This window comes from Fulvivirga kasyanovii (assembly GCF_009711405.1).
Lineage (GTDB): Bacteria > Bacteroidota > Bacteroidia > Cytophagales > Cyclobacteriaceae > Fulvivirga > Fulvivirga kasyanovii.
Genome location: NZ_SMLW01000637.1, coordinates 1 through 16,485, shown reverse-complemented (window position 1 = coordinate 16,485; position 16,485 = coordinate 1). Strand labels below are relative to the sequence as shown.

At 42.3% G+C, this 16,485-nt stretch carries 13 protein-coding genes; 6 read left to right on the top strand and 7 right to left on the bottom strand.

Annotated features, from left to right (window positions below; translation table 11 throughout):
- The first annotated feature begins 68 nt into the window (after window positions 1–68).
- From E1163_RS22140 to E1163_RS22130, 3 genes are all read left to right on the top strand, one after another.
- Window positions 69–3,863, top strand: a complete 3,795-nt coding sequence (locus tag E1163_RS22140; protein WP_155174654.1) for a non-ribosomal peptide synthetase family protein — start codon at window positions 69–71, stop codon at window positions 3,861–3,863.
- A gap of 35 nt (window positions 3,864–3,898) precedes the next feature.
- Entirely contained in the window at window positions 3,899–5,014 is a 1,116-nt protein-coding gene (locus tag E1163_RS22135) for a chorismate mutase (RefSeq protein ID WP_155174653.1), read from the top strand.
- A 306-nt stretch (window positions 5,015–5,320) separates the two neighbouring features.
- On the top strand, window positions 5,321–6,331 hold the full coding sequence (locus tag E1163_RS22130; RefSeq protein ID WP_155174652.1) for a C45 family autoproteolytic acyltransferase/hydrolase: 1,011 nt from the start codon (window positions 5,321–5,323) through the stop codon (window positions 6,329–6,331).
- Window positions 6,332–6,669: 338 nt separating this feature from the next.
- On the opposite strand, the gene E1163_RS22125 is transcribed toward E1163_RS22130, so the two are convergent.
- From E1163_RS22125 to E1163_RS22105, 6 genes are all read right to left on the bottom strand, one after another.
- Complete coding sequence (locus E1163_RS22125; RefSeq protein WP_155174651.1) at window positions 6,670–8,079, bottom strand: MBL fold metallo-hydrolase; 1,410 nt, start codon at window positions 8,077–8,079, stop codon at window positions 6,670–6,672.
- 158 nt (window positions 8,080–8,237) lie between these two features.
- Window positions 8,238–8,651 carry a DUF6691 family protein gene (locus E1163_RS22120; protein WP_155174650.1) on the bottom strand — a complete coding sequence of 138 codons (414 nt, stop codon included), beginning with the start codon at window positions 8,649–8,651 and terminating at the stop codon, window positions 8,238–8,240.
- 12 nt (window positions 8,652–8,663) lie between these two features.
- Complete coding sequence (locus E1163_RS22115) at window positions 8,664–9,239, bottom strand: YeeE/YedE family protein (protein WP_155174649.1); 576 nt, start codon at window positions 9,237–9,239, stop codon at window positions 8,664–8,666.
- Window positions 9,240–9,345: 106 nt separating this feature from the next.
- Window positions 9,346–9,978 carry a Crp/Fnr family transcriptional regulator gene (locus E1163_RS22110; RefSeq protein ID WP_155174648.1) on the bottom strand — a complete coding sequence of 211 codons (633 nt, stop codon included), beginning with the start codon at window positions 9,976–9,978 and terminating at the stop codon, window positions 9,346–9,348.
- A gap of 125 nt (window positions 9,979–10,103) precedes the next feature.
- Window positions 10,104–10,262: a pinensin family lanthipeptide gene (locus E1163_RS31715; RefSeq protein WP_221418064.1), complete on the bottom strand. Its 159-nt coding sequence runs from the start codon at window positions 10,260–10,262 to the stop codon at window positions 10,104–10,106.
- A 292-nt stretch (window positions 10,263–10,554) separates the two neighbouring features.
- Window positions 10,555–12,450 (bottom strand): GAF domain-containing protein, encoded by a 1,896-nt coding sequence (locus E1163_RS22105; RefSeq protein WP_185156177.1) that lies wholly within the window; start codon window positions 12,448–12,450, stop codon window positions 10,555–10,557.
- Window positions 12,451–12,899: 449 nt separating this feature from the next.
- On the opposite strand from E1163_RS22105, the gene E1163_RS22100 reads away from it, so the two are divergent.
- Genes E1163_RS22100 through E1163_RS22090 form a run of 3 tightly spaced genes read left to right on the top strand, consistent with a single transcriptional unit; the run spans window position 12,900 to window position 15,925 of the window.
- Window positions 12,900–13,982 carry an efflux RND transporter periplasmic adaptor subunit gene (locus E1163_RS22100; RefSeq protein WP_185156176.1) on the top strand — a complete coding sequence of 361 codons (1,083 nt, stop codon included), beginning with the start codon at window positions 12,900–12,902 and terminating at the stop codon, window positions 13,980–13,982.
- A gap of 2 nt (window positions 13,983–13,984) precedes the next feature.
- Window positions 13,985–15,244: an ABC transporter permease gene (locus tag E1163_RS22095; RefSeq protein WP_155174646.1), complete on the top strand. Its 1,260-nt coding sequence runs from the start codon at window positions 13,985–13,987 to the stop codon at window positions 15,242–15,244.
- A 9-nt stretch (window positions 15,245–15,253) separates the two neighbouring features.
- Window positions 15,254–15,925, top strand: a complete 672-nt coding sequence (locus E1163_RS22090; protein ID WP_155174645.1) for an ABC transporter ATP-binding protein — start codon at window positions 15,254–15,256, stop codon at window positions 15,923–15,925.
- Between the two features lie 126 nt (window positions 15,926–16,051).
- Here E1163_RS22090 and E1163_RS30685 read toward each other — a convergent pair.
- The coding region (locus tag E1163_RS30685) for a hypothetical protein (protein ID WP_185156175.1) at window positions 16,052–16,485 on the bottom strand (434 nt) is incomplete at its 5' end.

The following is a 16,485-nucleotide window of genomic DNA, read 5'->3' as shown; positions in this document are numbered from 1 at the left end:
AGGCCACACTTCATAAGGTAGTTACCCAAGGCAGCCAACGATCAACATAATGAATACCAGGAGAAGATATGGAACTGAATAACACCTTATCCAGTAGAGTGTACTGGAAAAAAGTATTGGGAGACTCACCCCTTCCGACAGGATTAATAAGAGATTACCTCAATAAGGCAGATTGTAAAAATTTAAACTCTGTCACCTTTCTTATAGATGAAGATACCTCAGATCAGCTTAGGGATATCGGGCAGTCGAAGCCTCTGAGTCAATTTGCAATTTTACTTTCCGGTTTGCAGGTAGTTTTTAGCAAATACACTGATTCAGAAGAGTTGTTGCTTCATGTGCCGCCATTGATGGATGACAAACGGAGGAAAGCTTTGCCGATAAGGAGTACTGTGAAGTGGCATGAAAGCTTTAAAGAACATATTTTAAGAAGTAGTGATCAGCTGATTAATGTTTATACACACGGACTTCAGCTTGAAGATGAAGAATATTCAAAGGCAAGCATACTGGTGCTGTCTGAAGAGCTTCATGATCTGGCTATTGTAGATGATGCTGAAATTTCCCTGTGCTTTTCGGATAATGGCCGCCAGATTAAAGGAACTATGTATTACAAAGAGGGCCTTTTTCGGGAAGATCTGCTGGAAATGCTAGTGAAGCAATTTAGCTTTATTATGAGAAGTTTGGTGACCGACCGGTTGCTGCCATTGTCCAGTATCAGCTTTGTAAGGCCTGAAGAAGAAGTTCAAATTCAGAGGTTTAACGAACTCTCCTGTTTTTACCCGGAGAGCGATGTTATAGCTAATCTGTTCGAAGTGAAAGCCCTAACCTTTTCTGAGAAGGTGGCTGTTGTGGAGCAGGGCAAGACATGTACCTATGAAACACTAAACAAAAATGCCAATCGGATTGCCCACCTGCTTCGCCAGTCGGGGGTTCAGCGAAATGAATTTGTAGGTGTGTTTATGGAGCGGGGTATTGATTTTATTACTTCAGTAGTGGGGGTACTGAAATCAGGAGCTGCTTTTGTTCCAATAGACCCGGCTTATCCTGCCCAGCGTGTGAGCTATATGATTGCCAACAGTAAAGTGCCTACCATAGTTACCAACCAACGTTGCCTGAACAATATTGAGCTTGGAGATGGCACTACTGCATTGCGCAGCGCATTGCTATTGGATCATGCCACTGAGGTGTCTGAAGATATTTCAAAAAGATTAAAAATAAATGACCGGTCCTCGCTCGACCAGATGCAGGAAGTCAACCCGAGTGTTGTTAATGAAAGTGACGATGTAGCTTACATGATTTATACCTCAGGCTCCACTGGAAACCCAAAGGGAGCTATGGTTCGTCATAATGGTGCTATTAACCATATCTACGCTGAATTTGAAGCCCTTAATTTCTCAGAACATACCCGTTTTCTGCAGTCGGCACCCTCTTCATCTGATATTTCCGTGTGGCAAATGCTGGCACCACTTTTAATAGGAGGAGCATCGGTAGTAGTTGGTACAGATATCGTAAGCAATCCTCCATTGCTATTTAAGGTGATGAAGGAAGAAAAGATCTCATTATTTGAACCTGTCCCCATTGTACTGCAGGGCTTAATAGAGCATATAGAATCACTAGATCATAAAAACAGGAAATTACCGGATTTACTGTTTGCAATGGTCACCGGGGAAGAGGTAAAGGTGTCCGTTGTTAACAGGTGGCTCGACTTATTTCCTGATATACCTGTGGTGAATGCATATGGACCTACAGAGGCGGCGGATGATGTATGCCAGGCTATGATAAGAAAACCAATACCTTCCGATGCGGTAAGAGTACCTATAGGAAAGCCTGTAGCCAATATGCAAATCCATATACTTGACAAGCAATTGAAAAAGCTCCCCATAGGTTTTCCTGGAGAAATTTGCGTTTCGGGTATTGGTGTAGGGGCAGGCTACTGGCAAAATCCCCAAAAGACTCAGGAAGTTTTTTTATCTAACCCTCATGCCAGGGGAGATAAAGAGGCTCAGTTGTATAAGACGGGTGATTTAGGCCGCTTTTTGCCAGATGGAAACATTGAGTTCCTGGAGCGGATCGATAACCAGGTCAAAATAAGAGGTTTTAGGATTGAGCTTGGAGAGATAGAAGCCATACTATCCCAGCATCAGGATATTGCCGAAGTGTATGTGGTAGATCGAGAATGGAAAAGGAACAAAATTCTTGTTGCCTTTTACAGGGGATCTAAGAAAGTAGAGCAGGAGATATTCAAGACATTCCTGAAAGATAAACTGCCATTGCACATGGTGCCTACAGCTTACGTTCATATGGAGCAAATGCCTTTACTGCCGAACGGTAAAGTGAATAAAGATAAGCTCACCTTTTTGGGGAATGACCTGCAGGTTGGCAATGAGTATGTAGCGCCCTCTAGTCCTATACAGACTCAACTACAAGGGATATGGCAGCAATTGCTTAAGCTGGATCGTATAGGTGTAAAGGATAATTTCTTTGATCTCGGAGGCCATTCTTTTCTGGTGATGAAAATGACAAATGAGGTAGAAAAGGAGCTGAAAGTTCGTGTATCACTACCTCATTTTTTAGCCAAGCCCACTATAGAGAATCTGGCCACTATTGTTGGAGATGAAGATACCTACACTGAGCCATCTCTTTCTCTCAAGGAGAGTATTCTGAAAGACATACATATTGAGGATAACGTAGCCTCCTGGACTAATTTTACCAATGTATTATTGACAGGAGGTACAGGTATACTCGGTGTTAACATCCTGCATGATCTTCTTAAACATACGCAGGCCCAGGTTTTTTGTATGGTTCGATGCAGATCCGAGGAGCATGGTCGTGAAAGGATCATTAATAAGCTAAAGGACCACCAACTGTGGGAAGATGCTTTTATGTCCAGAATTCAAATTGTGGCAGGGGATCTGGAAAAGAAATTTTTCGGCTTGCAATCTCATGAGTTTGAGCAACTGGCGGCAAAGCTGGATGTTATCTTTCATAATGGTGCTCAGGTTAATTTTGCTTACCCATATCATACACTCAAAAAAGCAAACGTAGACGGAACAAAGGAAATCTTAAAACTGGCTGCATTACATGGGCTGAAACCTATACATTATATTTCTTCCTTGTCAGTGTTTGAAAACTATGGTTATAGTACCATCATAACAGAGGACCATAAACTCATTCTGAATGATACGTTGCTCAATGACCTGGGATATACGCAGACCAAGTGGGTAGCTGATAAGGTAATGACAGAAGCCAGGCAAGCTGGTTTTCCTGTCAATATTTATCGTCCGGAAACCATCTCAGGACATAGTGAAACAGGTATTTGGAATACCACTGATTTTGCATGTAAATCCCTGCGAAACATGGCTATCGTAAGTGCTATTCCCAGAATACCGCTTAAGTTTAATTGGGTGCCTGTAGACTATGCAAGCAGGTCTATTGTACATCTGGCTAAAAACCCTAAAGGGTTAAATAAAAACTATCATATTGTTTCCCCGCACTACCTTGATATGGGAGATATTATCAAGTGGATTAAACCTATGGGATTTGATGTCAAAAAGCTGTCGTTTAGAAAATGGAAGAGCAGAATATTAGATCTGCAAGGCAAAAGCGAACTTCTGGATGAAGTGACAGATGAAATTTTTAAAGCTGCCAAAAATTATGACCCTTCCAAAGTACATAAGTTTGCGCAGCAGAATACCATCACCGGGCTTACAGGAACGGACATATATTGTCCTCCAATTGATAAAGCAATTGTACAAAAGTATTTCGAATACTTTGGGGAAAGTGGGTTCCTGACTCAGGACATGTCCATACCTTATAGTAAAACGAAAGGGAAGAGTTTTTTTTCAGCAATATTTAATAAAAGCTAATTACTTATCAGCACGATCAAAAAATCACTGTACCTATGAATAAACTATTGGATAAAAAGCAACTTGATATCGCCGACAGATCATGGCTTGCTAAGAATGGCAGACCATTGATCATAAGCGGCCCATGTAGTGCTGAAACCGAAGAACAACTAATTTCGACAGCGGTTTCGCTGGCAAACATTGGAAGCATAGATGTTCTTAGGGCAGGTATATGGAAGCCGAGAACAAGACCTAATGCATTTGAAGGTGTTGGTGAAACAGGTCTGAAGTGGCTAAAGCAAGCTGGTAAAGAAACAGGTTTGCCAGTATGTACGGAAGTTGCCAATGCCAGGCATACAGAACAAGCCTTAAAATATGGTGTTGATATGCTCTGGATAGGGGCGAGAACTACTGTAAACCCCTTCTCTGTACAGGAAGTTGCAGATGTGCTTAAAGGAGTAGACGTACCGGTTATGGTTAAGAATCCATTAAATCCTGATTTAGAACTATGGATAGGTGCATTAGAGCGGATTAACCAGGCTGGTATTACACGTTTAGCAGCTATACATCGAGGATTTTCTTCTTTTGAAAAGACGCTGTACAGAAATGTGCCGAGATGGGAGTTCCCTATAGAACTAAAGCGGAGGTTTCCGGACCTGCCAGTTATCTGTGATCCGAGTCATATTGCCGGTTCAAGGGAACTTATCGGCATGATTTCTCAAAAGGCTCTTGATCTGGAAATGGATGGTCTGATGATTGAAAGTCACATTTCTCCTGACAGTGCATGGAGTGATGCGAAACAACAAGTAACTCCTACTGCACTCAAGCGTTTGTTAAGTGAATTGGTCATGCGCAACAAGACTGCTGAAAACCCATCATTTAGCAATCGACTCGAGGAACTGAGGTGCCAGATCGATGAGATAGATGAGGAAATTTTACAAGGGCTGGATAAAAGAATGAAAATGGTTCATGAGATTGGGAAGTACAAAAGAGACAATCGGGTTACTATACTTCAGGTTGAGCGGTGGGATGCTATAGTTAAACAAAGAAAGAGGGTGGCTTCCGCTCTTGATCTCAGTGAAGAGTTTACAGACCACTTATTAAGAATCCTTCACAAAGAGTCCATTAAAATTCAAACAAAGGTGATGAACCTTTCACCAGTTGGTGTTTAATGATATTCAGTGAATTAAGTAAAGTAACAGATAAACAGAAAGGCAGCTATAAATTATGTAATAGTAGATATAACTATGTATTGATACATTATTTTTTCAATCTCAAGACTTTGTTAACAAGCAGCCGCTTACGGCCTGATTATAGATGTAGTATATGAAACAAGAAATTCAAGTCGATGAGAAAAGGTGGAATCACGCCTGCAAAACAACAAGAAATTGTGCTTTGATTTTGGTTTTTATGGCAGGTTGGGCACAACATTTATAGATCCACACGTGTTACTTCAATTAAATAGAAATGACAGGCTAATGTATCATCCAAGACTATACGGTGAGTTCTACGAAATGGGTTTTAAATATGGCTCATTACTAAAAAGCAAGGGATTTCAATTACCAGAATTCAGTAAAGAGGAATATAACTTCGGGCGCGCGTCATATAAAGAACTGGCGGAATACTATCCTGAGGTGTTAGAAGAAATTGAAGGCTTCTCGAAAGCAATAAATGAGAAACCTGAAAAACTGGGAGCCTTTCTTTTGAGTCGTGGTATTTTTGAGACTACCGGACAATGTAGCGTGTTTGCATGGCGTGATCCAAACAAAGAAGGTGCTGTTATAGTTGGTATAAACTATGATATGCTATATGACTTCAAGAAGTTTACCGAAAGTAGTTTAATCGCACCTAAAGGCCAGTATGCTTATATTGGTCAGTCTGATATGTTTATAGGACGCTGTGATGGTATAAACCAGAAAGGGTTGTCAGTAGCAATATCATTTGTAAACGGCACAGAAAGCCAGCCTGGTATAACCTTTCACTTTGTGGTAAGAAAGATACTTGAAACATGTAGTACTACAAAAGACGCTATAAAGCTAATTGAACGTACCAAGGTTTCTGCTGCTAATAACTTTCTAATTGCAGATAAAACAGGTGATATCGCCGTTGTGGAGGCGGCACCTCAGGGCAATAGAGTCAGACGACCTGATAAAAAAGAAAATTATATTTTAATAACCAATCAGTTCATAAGTCCTGAAATGGAACAATTTGATCGGGGTGGCGTCAAATGGAGCAAGAGCCTGGAACGATATGATGCACTAAAGGACAGTCTCAAAAAAGTGGAGAAGATGGATATTGAAACAGCTAAAACTTTTTTGTCAGAAAAAAAAGTATGCCTCGACTTGAGAAAAAGAAAATTCGGTACCATTTGGTCTGTAGTAGCTGATCTTAGTACACTTGAAGTAGAAAGGGCTGAGGCTAAGCCAAAGAAAACCAACTATAGCAATGATACAAGGTTAAACTGGTGGCTTGAAAAAAAGAGTAAGTGATAGTTTAATTAATGGGCTTTTGATATTTTTTGTCTAGCTGATTTATTACCTCTGCATACTAAGTAATACCAACATAAAAGTGCTGCTTATTGGATTTATTTAAACTGGCTTGTAATCTATTAAAGCTTGACCAAAAGGCATCAAGGAAATTCTGCTCCTGATGAAGATCAGGGCAGAATAACGACTAAAAAAATTAATATCATCAGGTTGAAAATAAGAAGATCGCGTCTGTTTCTGTTTTTCCTGGTTTGATAACTGCTATTAACGGCTGTCTGTCAAACAGGCAGCCGAAAAGTCAGCGTTTCTCCCGGGAATCAACTCGATCCACATTTCATCACCTACAACATGGTCTCTGGTTCACGGAAAGCCGTTAGCTTGATGCAGGATTTAGCGATCTCATTAATACCACCACGAACATTAGTAACCTGATCAAAGCCTCGGGCTTTGAGTATAGACGCGGCAATCACTGAGCGGTACCCACCCTGGCAATGCAGGTAGTAAGGCGTTTTTCTGTCGATCTTATCCATGTTTTTATTGATAAAGTCGAGTGGGAAATTGATAGCTCCCTTGATATGCTGAGAGTCATACTCGCTCTTCTTGCGCACATCCAGCACATTCAGTTTTTCAGTGTCATAGAGATTGGTAAAGTCGTGTGGGCCAATTTCATCGAGAGTATCTATTTCTTTATTGGCATTTTTCCATGTTTCAAAACCCCTTTCCAGGTATCCGAGTGTATTGTCATAACCTACTCTCGAAAGCCGGGTAATCACTTCTTCCTCTTTTCCTTTATCAGCTACAAATACTATGGATTGCTTTAGATCAGTGATCAATGCACCTACCCATGGAGCAAACTTATCCTCTATGCCTATCCAGACAGAACCAGGAATAAAACCCTTTACAAAATCCTCCTTACGCCGGGTGTCCAGCACCAGGGCATCATTCCTTTCAACTACATTTTCAAATGTATCAGCATCAAGGGCCACTGCGCCTCGTGACAGCACTTCGTCAAAGCTTTCGTAACCCATCTTGTTCATTACAGCGTTTTTAGGGAAATACTGGGGTGGCTCTACCAGACCGGTAGTTACTTCTTTAATGAATTCCTCCCGGGTCATATCAGCTCTGAGGGCGTAATTGAAGCGCTTCTGATTACCAAGGGTGTCAGTGGTCTCCGCGCTCATATTTTTACCACAGGCAGAGCCGGCACCATGCCCCGGGTAAACAATAATATCATCTGCCAATGGCATGATCTTGTTGCGCAATGAGTCAAACAGATGTCCGGCAAGGTCTTCTCTGGTCAGGTCAGTTTTTACAGCCAGGTCCGGACGGCCTACATCACCAATAAAGAGGGTATCACCGGTGAAGATGGCTTTTTCCGTGCCTTCTTCGTCAATCAGCAGGTAAGTGGTAGACTCCATGGTATGTCCCGGTGTATGAAGTACCTTGATTTTGACATTTCCCAGGGGCAAGATCTCACCATCTGTAGCTATGTGCGCTTCAAAGTTGGGTTGTGCTGTAGGACCATACACTATTTTGGCACCGGTTTTTTTTGCCAGGTCGAGGTGTCCTGAAACGAAATCTGCATGGAAGTGGGTTTCCAGTACATACTTAATGCGGACACCCTTCTCTTTAGCTTTCTCGATGTATGGCGCTACTTCCCTCAGCGGGTCAACTATGGCTACCTCGCCCTGTGACTCGATATAATAAGCAGCCTCAGCCAGGCACCCGGTATAAATTTGTTCTACTTTCATATTGCTGTGCTTTGATTAACGATACCGTAAATTTCGCAGGCAACAGCATGAAAGAGTGTAACTTATGTTACGGTCAAAACATGACTTTTGTCATGGATTGTTTCAGGAAGTTTTATTGGAACAAGGGGCACTCCCGGCCTTTGGCTTATACCATGTGATTAGTGTGGCAGTTTGTTCCGTAATAAGCCATAGGTATAAGTACCCAATAGTGCGGCGCCAATAACCACCAGGATTACCCCTATGCCGTTGCCTAATAATATAAATAAAGGACCGGGGCAGGCACCCGTCATGGCCCAGCCGATACCGAAAATTATACCGCCATACAGGTACCGGGGCACACTTCTTTGTTTAGGGTAAATATGAATGGGTTTACCGTCAATAGACTTAAGTTTATATCGTTTGATGATCTGAACAAATATTACTCCGAGGACAACGGCTGAGCCGATTACGCCATACATATGGAAACTCTGGAACTTAAACATTTCATAGATCCTGTACCAGGATATGACCTCTGCTTTGGCCAGTGTGATTCCAAATATGATCCCAACAATCAGGTATTTTAATAATTTCATGACTAATGCAGCTTAGAAGGTTAACAAAAAGGGCAGTATAAGGTAGGTAACAAACAGGCCTCCGATAAAGAAGCCAACTACAGCGATCAGTGATGGCAACTGCAGGTTGCTAAGCCCGCTGATGGCGTGTCCGGAGGTGCAGCCTCCTGCATACCTCGTCCCAAAACCTATTAGAAATCCACCGACTACAAGCATAACAAACCCTCTGACGGTAGCCAGAGACTCCCATGAAAACAGGCTTTGTGGTACCAGGGAGCTTCCCGGATCTTCAATGCCATATTGCTGTAGCTCCGTGATGGTTTCCTGTGAGATATTCACTTCCGCGGAGGGTGTGAGAAAATAGTGTGCTATAAATCCTCCAATAACCAATCCGGCTGCAAATACCAGGTTCCAGATTTGATTTCTCCAGTTAAAATCAAAAAGCTCACAATGTTTCCCCGCACCAAGTATGGTACACATGGTTCTGAGATTGGTAGAAATACCAAAGTTGTTTCCGAATAGTAACAAGGAGAACATCACCAGGGCTATCAAGGGGCCGGCAACATACCATGGCCATGGTTGACTGATAAAATCCAGTATTTCTCTCATTATAATTCCTGTTAATTGAAGCCAGCAAAAGTATGGCAGTGCTCAAGCCGGGTTTGTAACAAATGTTACAAAAGGATTGGTGAACATTATTAAGGAGGAATTATGCTTACAGTATTTCTATTTTATTTCTGTACTGCTCTATTTTACCTTCATTTTCGAGCTGCTTAAGGAGTCGCGATATCACTACACGGGAGGTGTTGAGTTCCCGGGCGATCTGTTCGTGTGTTTTGTGGATCTCAAATGATCCGGAGGCTTGTTTCTTGTCCAGCAGGTATTTATAGAGCCTTTGGTCCATTTTCATGAAGGCCATGCTGTCTATAGCCATCAGCATTTCGTCAAAGCGCTTTTGGTAGGAGGTGAACACAAACTTTCTAAATGCCGGGTATTTGGCTATCCAGGCATCCAGTGAGCCCATGGGGATCATCCATAAAATACAGTCTTCCTCAGCTACCGCACTAAACTCACTTTTTTTGTTTTCCAGGCAGCATGTTATGGACATAGCACAGGCTTCGCCGCCCTCCAGATAGTATAGAAAAATCTCACTACCGTCTTTGTCCTGCCTCATTACCTTTATAGTGCCGTCGATAACCAGCGGGATTTCAGTGGCTTTTGATCCGGGTGCAATTACGCTGGCACCTTTTGAGACCTTCTTGAGCCTTCCAACGGTAAGTATTTCATCGATCAGGCTGTTTTCGAATCCCTGGTTTTGAAGCATCGCAATGAGCTTGGTGTTTTCCATAGCAAAGTAGTTGAATGTTTACTGCGCTAATTTAGATTTTATAATTGTAAATGTCTTAATGGATTATATGTGAAAAAGCCACTCTCGGAAAAGTGGCTTTTGATGGTATGCATTAATTATGATTGTTATGCATCACAACAATTTGAGCAAAAAGATTTATTGGTTTGTGGTTGACAAAACGGAGTGGATCCTCCTTTAATGGTCTCTGACTCTTCGTGGGTAAAAGTAGTTTGAAAGCTTTTTACTCTTAACTCATTGAGTGTTAATTTCTTGTTGTTTTTCATTTTTAGTTGATTTTATTAGATGAAAAATATTTTGAAATTAATTTAATATAATAAAAGCATGATTGCAATTGGTTTCAGGTTTGGGCAGGCAACTGATGGCACAAGTATACACTGTATGATATTGATTCCCTGAAGGTTGAGGTTATAGTTGCTTTGAATAAAAAAATAATTAAAAAATTATGGAGAGTGAAAGATTAACCTGCTGGTGCCGGACTGAGTCAGTACAGGCGTATTCCACGGCTCCTGAAGAGAATTACATGCTGCTTGCGAAAAACAATATAGCAATAGCAGCTCAACTTGCTAGTTCCGCCAGCTTGCCTTCCAGCTCTTCGATCTTCTTGAGGTATTCTTTTTCTTTTCTGCCCAGTTCTTCCTGTGTGGCTGACAGTTCTTCCATATTCTGGCGCATTTCTTCCTCCTGGGCTCTCATCTCTTCAGATTGCTGTTGGGCTTGCTCCAGCAGGCTCTTTGTTTTCTCATTGATCCTGACGCTGGAGAGGCTGGCGGCTATAATTTCGGCCAGCTTTTCGATAAAGGTGATCTGGTAATCTGCAAATTCTTTTAGCGAAGCCAGCTCTATGACTCCAAATACAGTTTCATTCACCACCAGAGGAACAATCAATACGCTGGTGGGTACGGCCTCACCAAGGCCTGACCTTATCTTAATATAATCACCGGGTACTTCCTTCAGGTAGATGCTCTTTTGTTCATACCAGGCTTGCCCTGGCAGTCCTTCACCTTTTAATATCGTTTGCTGCTGGTGCTTCTTTCTTTTCCAGGCATAGGTGGCATAAAGTTCCAGGTGGGGTTCACCCAGTGTGTTATTATCTTCATCATTGATGACAAACAGCTTGCCCTGGTTGGCACCTACAAATTTTACAAGGTCAGTAATCACTTTATAGCTCAGCTCGCGGAGATTATTTTCGTTTTTCCTGATCACTTCACCAAAGTCGGCAAGGCCTTTGGTGGCCCAGTTCCTTTTCTCATCTTCCAGGTCCGCTGCCTTCAGCTTTTGGTGCATGTCCAGCAAGGCTTTGGCCAGTACGTCGTTTTTATACCTTTCATCATACTGCTGATCCAGCTTGCCTTCTCCGATGCTTATCGTAAATTCTGCTGCCGTTCTTATTCTTTCCACCAGGTTGTTCGTGGCAGCCTGCGTTTGGCCCAGCTCATCCTCAGAACTTATCACTAGCTTATCAGGAAAGTTACCCTGCGACAAGGTGACAATGCCGGTGTTGATGCTTTTGATATTTGAAGTAAGTTTATTTGAGAAGCGGATACTGATGAAGAGCCCTGCAATCAGTTGAACAAAGAACACCAGTAGAAAGAATAGCAAAGTGTTGCCAATAATGGATGACGTTTTTGACCGGATAGTTGCTTCGAGTTGGGCTAGAATCGGTTCCATTTCATGCACTATGGCCCTGAGTTCGCCTCTTAGCCCCGTTTTCTCATCCAGGCCCAGTTTCAGGTCGGCATCCACGATTTGGTTGAATTTATCCTGATAATTGTCCAGGTTACTTAATATGGCGTTTCTCTGGTTTTCAAACACGGCGCTGCTATCGACATTTTCGGCACTCCTTATGGCTGCTTTAAATTCCTGAATGTCATTGTTGAACTTATCACGGTAGCTTAGCTCCTGGCGAAGGAAAAAGTCTTTCTCATGCCTTCTGAGGGTAAGCATCAGAGCCCGGTCATAGGGGAAATTAATATTTTCCACTTCATGTATTGCCTTGCGCAATTCTCCTTCGAGGCCCCAGTCCTTATAGCCTTTTTCTTTAACGGTTTCCCCGATTTCACTTAGTTTAATGTTGTACAGTTTAATTATCCTGCCCATGGCTTCAAACGACTCTTCCAGATCCATTGAGCCGGTTGCAGGATGTTCTTTTAACAGGGATATCTCTTTTTGCAGTTCTTCGGCCGTTTCGTTGATGGTTTGCAGGTATTGACTCTGGCCGGTTTTGAAGAATTCAGGGTTGGTTGTTTCGCGCATCAGAAAGTCTTTTTCTGCACGCCTGAGTTCAAGCACCATGATGGAGATGTCATCTATTCTTTGACTCAGGTCCTGGTTATTTAAGATTCTGTTGATACTGTAGTAGCCCCAGCCGGCTAAAATGAAGGACAGTGCTAAAACGCCTCCGAATGCTGCTATCAACTTGTGCTTGATCTTTTTTCTTATTGAGATGTCCAAGGTCAGTGTATTTTGGGGTGAATACAAAAACAAAGTCAGGCGTCTAAACATTACGCATGGTTATGCTGCCTAAGAGGTGTTTACAGGTAATGTCGGCAATAAGGAGCAAAAGGAGTAATAAGCACGGAGAATATGGAATGGGTATGGATAAGTTATGAAATAAGGGGTTTTCATGCGTTTAGGGTTTGACTGCCATATTTTAATATAATTCTATTTTTTAGCTTTTGCAAGAGGCAAAACTTAATTGAGGACCATACGTTGTAAATGGTGGTTCCGAATTTAAATATCGTTTTAAAATGAACCTTTGGATAACATTGACAGACATACGTTTGCACGATAATGTTAAACCCTCTTCAATGGACATGGATCATGATAAATATCATAATCTGATTTGACCGTTGATATATGAATGTTTAAGATATGGCGATAGCTTCACCAAAAAAAACGGAATGCCTGTAAAAACTATATTTTATACCTTCCTGATTGTACTGATGATCTCTTGTGGTAATGATGAAGAGAGGATAAGACCTCAGCTCGGCTCCATTACCGAATCAGTTTATGCATCATTAACCGTACAGCCCGACAGCCTTTACGATGCCCATGCCGCAGTGGGTGGGATTGTGGCAAAAGTGTTTGTTGAAGAAGGAGAGAACGTAAGCAAGGGAAGTGAGATCATGCAGATCACTAACGATGCTCCTGAATTAAATTCGCAAAAAGCCAAACTCGCTTTAGAACTGGCCAGGGAAAATCTGAAAGGAAATACTGCAATACTCAAAGAGTTAAACGAGGATTTGGAAGTGGCGCGGTTAAAGCTTAAGCAGGACTCTTTAAACTACTACAGGCAAAAGAAATTGTGGGAACAAAATGTCGGCACACAAAATGAATTTGATGCCAGGAAAACTGCCTATGAGATCTCGCAAAAGAATTTACTGGCTCTGAAAAACCGCTACAAGCGCACAAAGAACGAGTTGCAAACCCAACTGGAGCAGGCTGAGGTCAGCTATCAGACATCCCTCGTTGCCAGCAGGGACTATACGGTAAAAAGCGAGCTTAACGGGACAGTCTACAGCATATATAAGGAGCCGGGCGAGCTGGTCAGCTTGCAGGAGCCTGTAGCGTCTGTAGGTAGTGCCAATAATTTTATCATAGAAATGCTGATCGATGAAGTGGATATTGCCAGGGTCAAAGTCGGACAACAGGTGCTAATAACGCTTGATGCTTATGAAGGAGAAGTGTATATGGCAACGCTTACCAAGATCTATCCGCAGAAAAATACCAGAACCCAGACCTTTGCGGCCGAAGCCAGATTCATAGAGCCACCCGCCATACTGTACCCCGGACTTTCGGGTGAAGCCAACATTGTGATTAGCAAAAAAGATAAAGTAGTAATTATTCCACGCAACTATCTGGTAGGAGAGGATCAGGTAAAAACCGATGATGGTCTTATCACCGTCAAAACCGGAATTTACAGCATGGAAAAAATAGAGATCCTTGCCGGGTTGGATACCGGTACGTACATCTATAAACCCTGATTATGAATTGGCCTGTAATACTTTCCATTTCAAAAACACACCTGCTATCGCGGGTTAAGCAGTCTGTAATAGCAGCACTCGGTGTTACTTTTGGGATAGGTACATTCATCATTTTGGTCAGTTTTATGACCGGGCTAAACCAACTGCTTGATAACCTGATACTCGACAGAACACCTCATGTACACATTTACAATGAAATTAAGCCCAGTGAACAGCAACCGGTTGAGCTTATGGAAGGATTTGCAGGAGATATCAATATATTTCACTCGGTAAAGCCGAAGCAGAACCAGGAACGTATACACAATGCTTTGCCGATCCTGGATTATCTACGGCACGATCCCCGGGTGCGTGGTGTGACACCGCAGGTCAAAGCCCAGGTTTTTTATGTGGCAGGTTCCATTAAACTTAATGGTATAATCAATGGCGTTGACATCATGGAAGAGGTAAGGCTGTTCAATATCGGCGATTATATAGTTAAAGGAGAGCCGCAGAATCTTGCCCGTAATGATAACGGTATTCTTCTGGGTGCCGGTATAGCCAAAAAAATGTCTTTGGATGTAGGAGATAAACTCCAGATAACGACGGCCACAGGGGACCTTTTCCAGTTAAAGGTAGTTGGACTTTACCAAAGTGGGCTGGCAGAAATTGATAACGTGCAGAGCTATACCAACCTTAAAACAGCGCAACGGATACTGGGAGAGGGCAACAATTACATCACGGATATCAATGTGAAGCTCCATAATATTGAAGAGGCTGTACCTATGAGCGAGGAAATCAGGGAACAATACAACCTGACGGCTGTAGACATCAATACAGCGAATGCACAGTTTGAAACGGGCACCACCATACGGAATATTATAACCTATGCTGTGTCTATTACGCTCCTTATTGTCGCAGGCTTTGGCATCTATAATATCCTGAACATGATGATCTATGAGAAGATGAATGATATTGCCATACTCAAGGCCACGGGTTTTTCCGGCAGGGATGTGAAAATGATATTTATAAGTCAGGCTATGCTGATAGGCGTTGTAGGAGGTGTTGTGGGCCTTATATTCGGGTACTTTATTTCAGTTTTGATCGATCATACGCCTTTTGAGACGGAGGCGCTGCCCACAATTAAAACCTTCCCTGTCAATTTTAATCCGGCTTATTATCTGATAGGGATTGTGTTTGCAGTAGTCTCTACATTCCTGGCAGGGTACCTGCCCGCAAGGAGAGCCGAGCACATAGACCCTGTTGAAATCATCAGAGGCCAATAAAGAGCAGATATGGCTAACGTTTTAGAAGCAGTTAATATCAATAAGTACTTTACCGATCCGGTATCATTCCATGTGCTGAAAGACATTTCTTTCACCATTAAAAAGGGGGAGTTTGTTTCCATCATGGGTAAGTCAGGCTGTGGGAAATCCACCTTGTTATACATTTTATCAACCATGGACACAGACTATACCGGAGATCTGTACCTGTCGGGTGAAAAACTGACCGGTAAATCAAGCACGGAATTGTCAGCCGTTCGTAACTCGGAGATTGGCTTTATTTTCCAATTCCACTACCTGCTGCCGGAGTTTACCATCTTACAAAACGTGATGCTGCCTGCGCTTAAGCTGGCCAGAAAGAGTACATCCCAAATCAAGCAGGATGCCATGCAAAAGCTGGAGCTTTTAGGTATCGGGGACCAGGCCAATAAACTGGCTTCACGCATTTCAGGGGGACAAAAACAGCGTGTTGCCATTGCCAGGGCATTGATCAATGAGCCTACGATTATCATGGCAGATGAACCCACCGGAAACCTGGATAGCAAAAATTCAGAAAATGTCTTTAACATTTTGCGAAAGCTCAGCCATGAGCAACACCTCTCACTTCTGGTAGTCACCCATGACCATGATTTCGCCGAGAAAACCGACCGCATCATCACGATGGAGGATGGGCGGATTATTTAGTTGAAACTTACGGATGGGTATGCTAAGCTTAAATTCTAGCTTTCTGGCAGGTATTATAACTTTCCTGCCAGATATAGTTGCTGAAACTTATAAAAATTTCAGATTAGTGCTTATGTGAGTTTACTCCTAATTGTACGTTATAATATACCAACTGTCATCTGCACCGTCTTTTCGAGAAGGTTTGGTTTTGTCCAAATCTATTTTAACAGAAGCATTAAACTTTCTGGCCATTGCTATAATAATACCCCGATCAAAATCACAGGGGTATGGGTTTTTACAATGCATTAGGATTTTCTTACCAATGCGATCATGCTCGACCATTTTATAAAAACCAATGTCACCATTTCGGTGATTCATATGGTAGGCGATATCAATTGATGAAAGCGCTTTCTCAATATTGTCTATTTCAGGTGGGAATTTAGCGTTTTTTGGTATGGCCTTTCCTATTTCGAAAAGTGTATGGTTTCCATATTTCTCTGATATCTCTTTAAACGAATCGAGCCATGCTTGCTGACTATACCATTGTCCGGGCTTAGGATCGCTAATACCGTGGTTCTGCA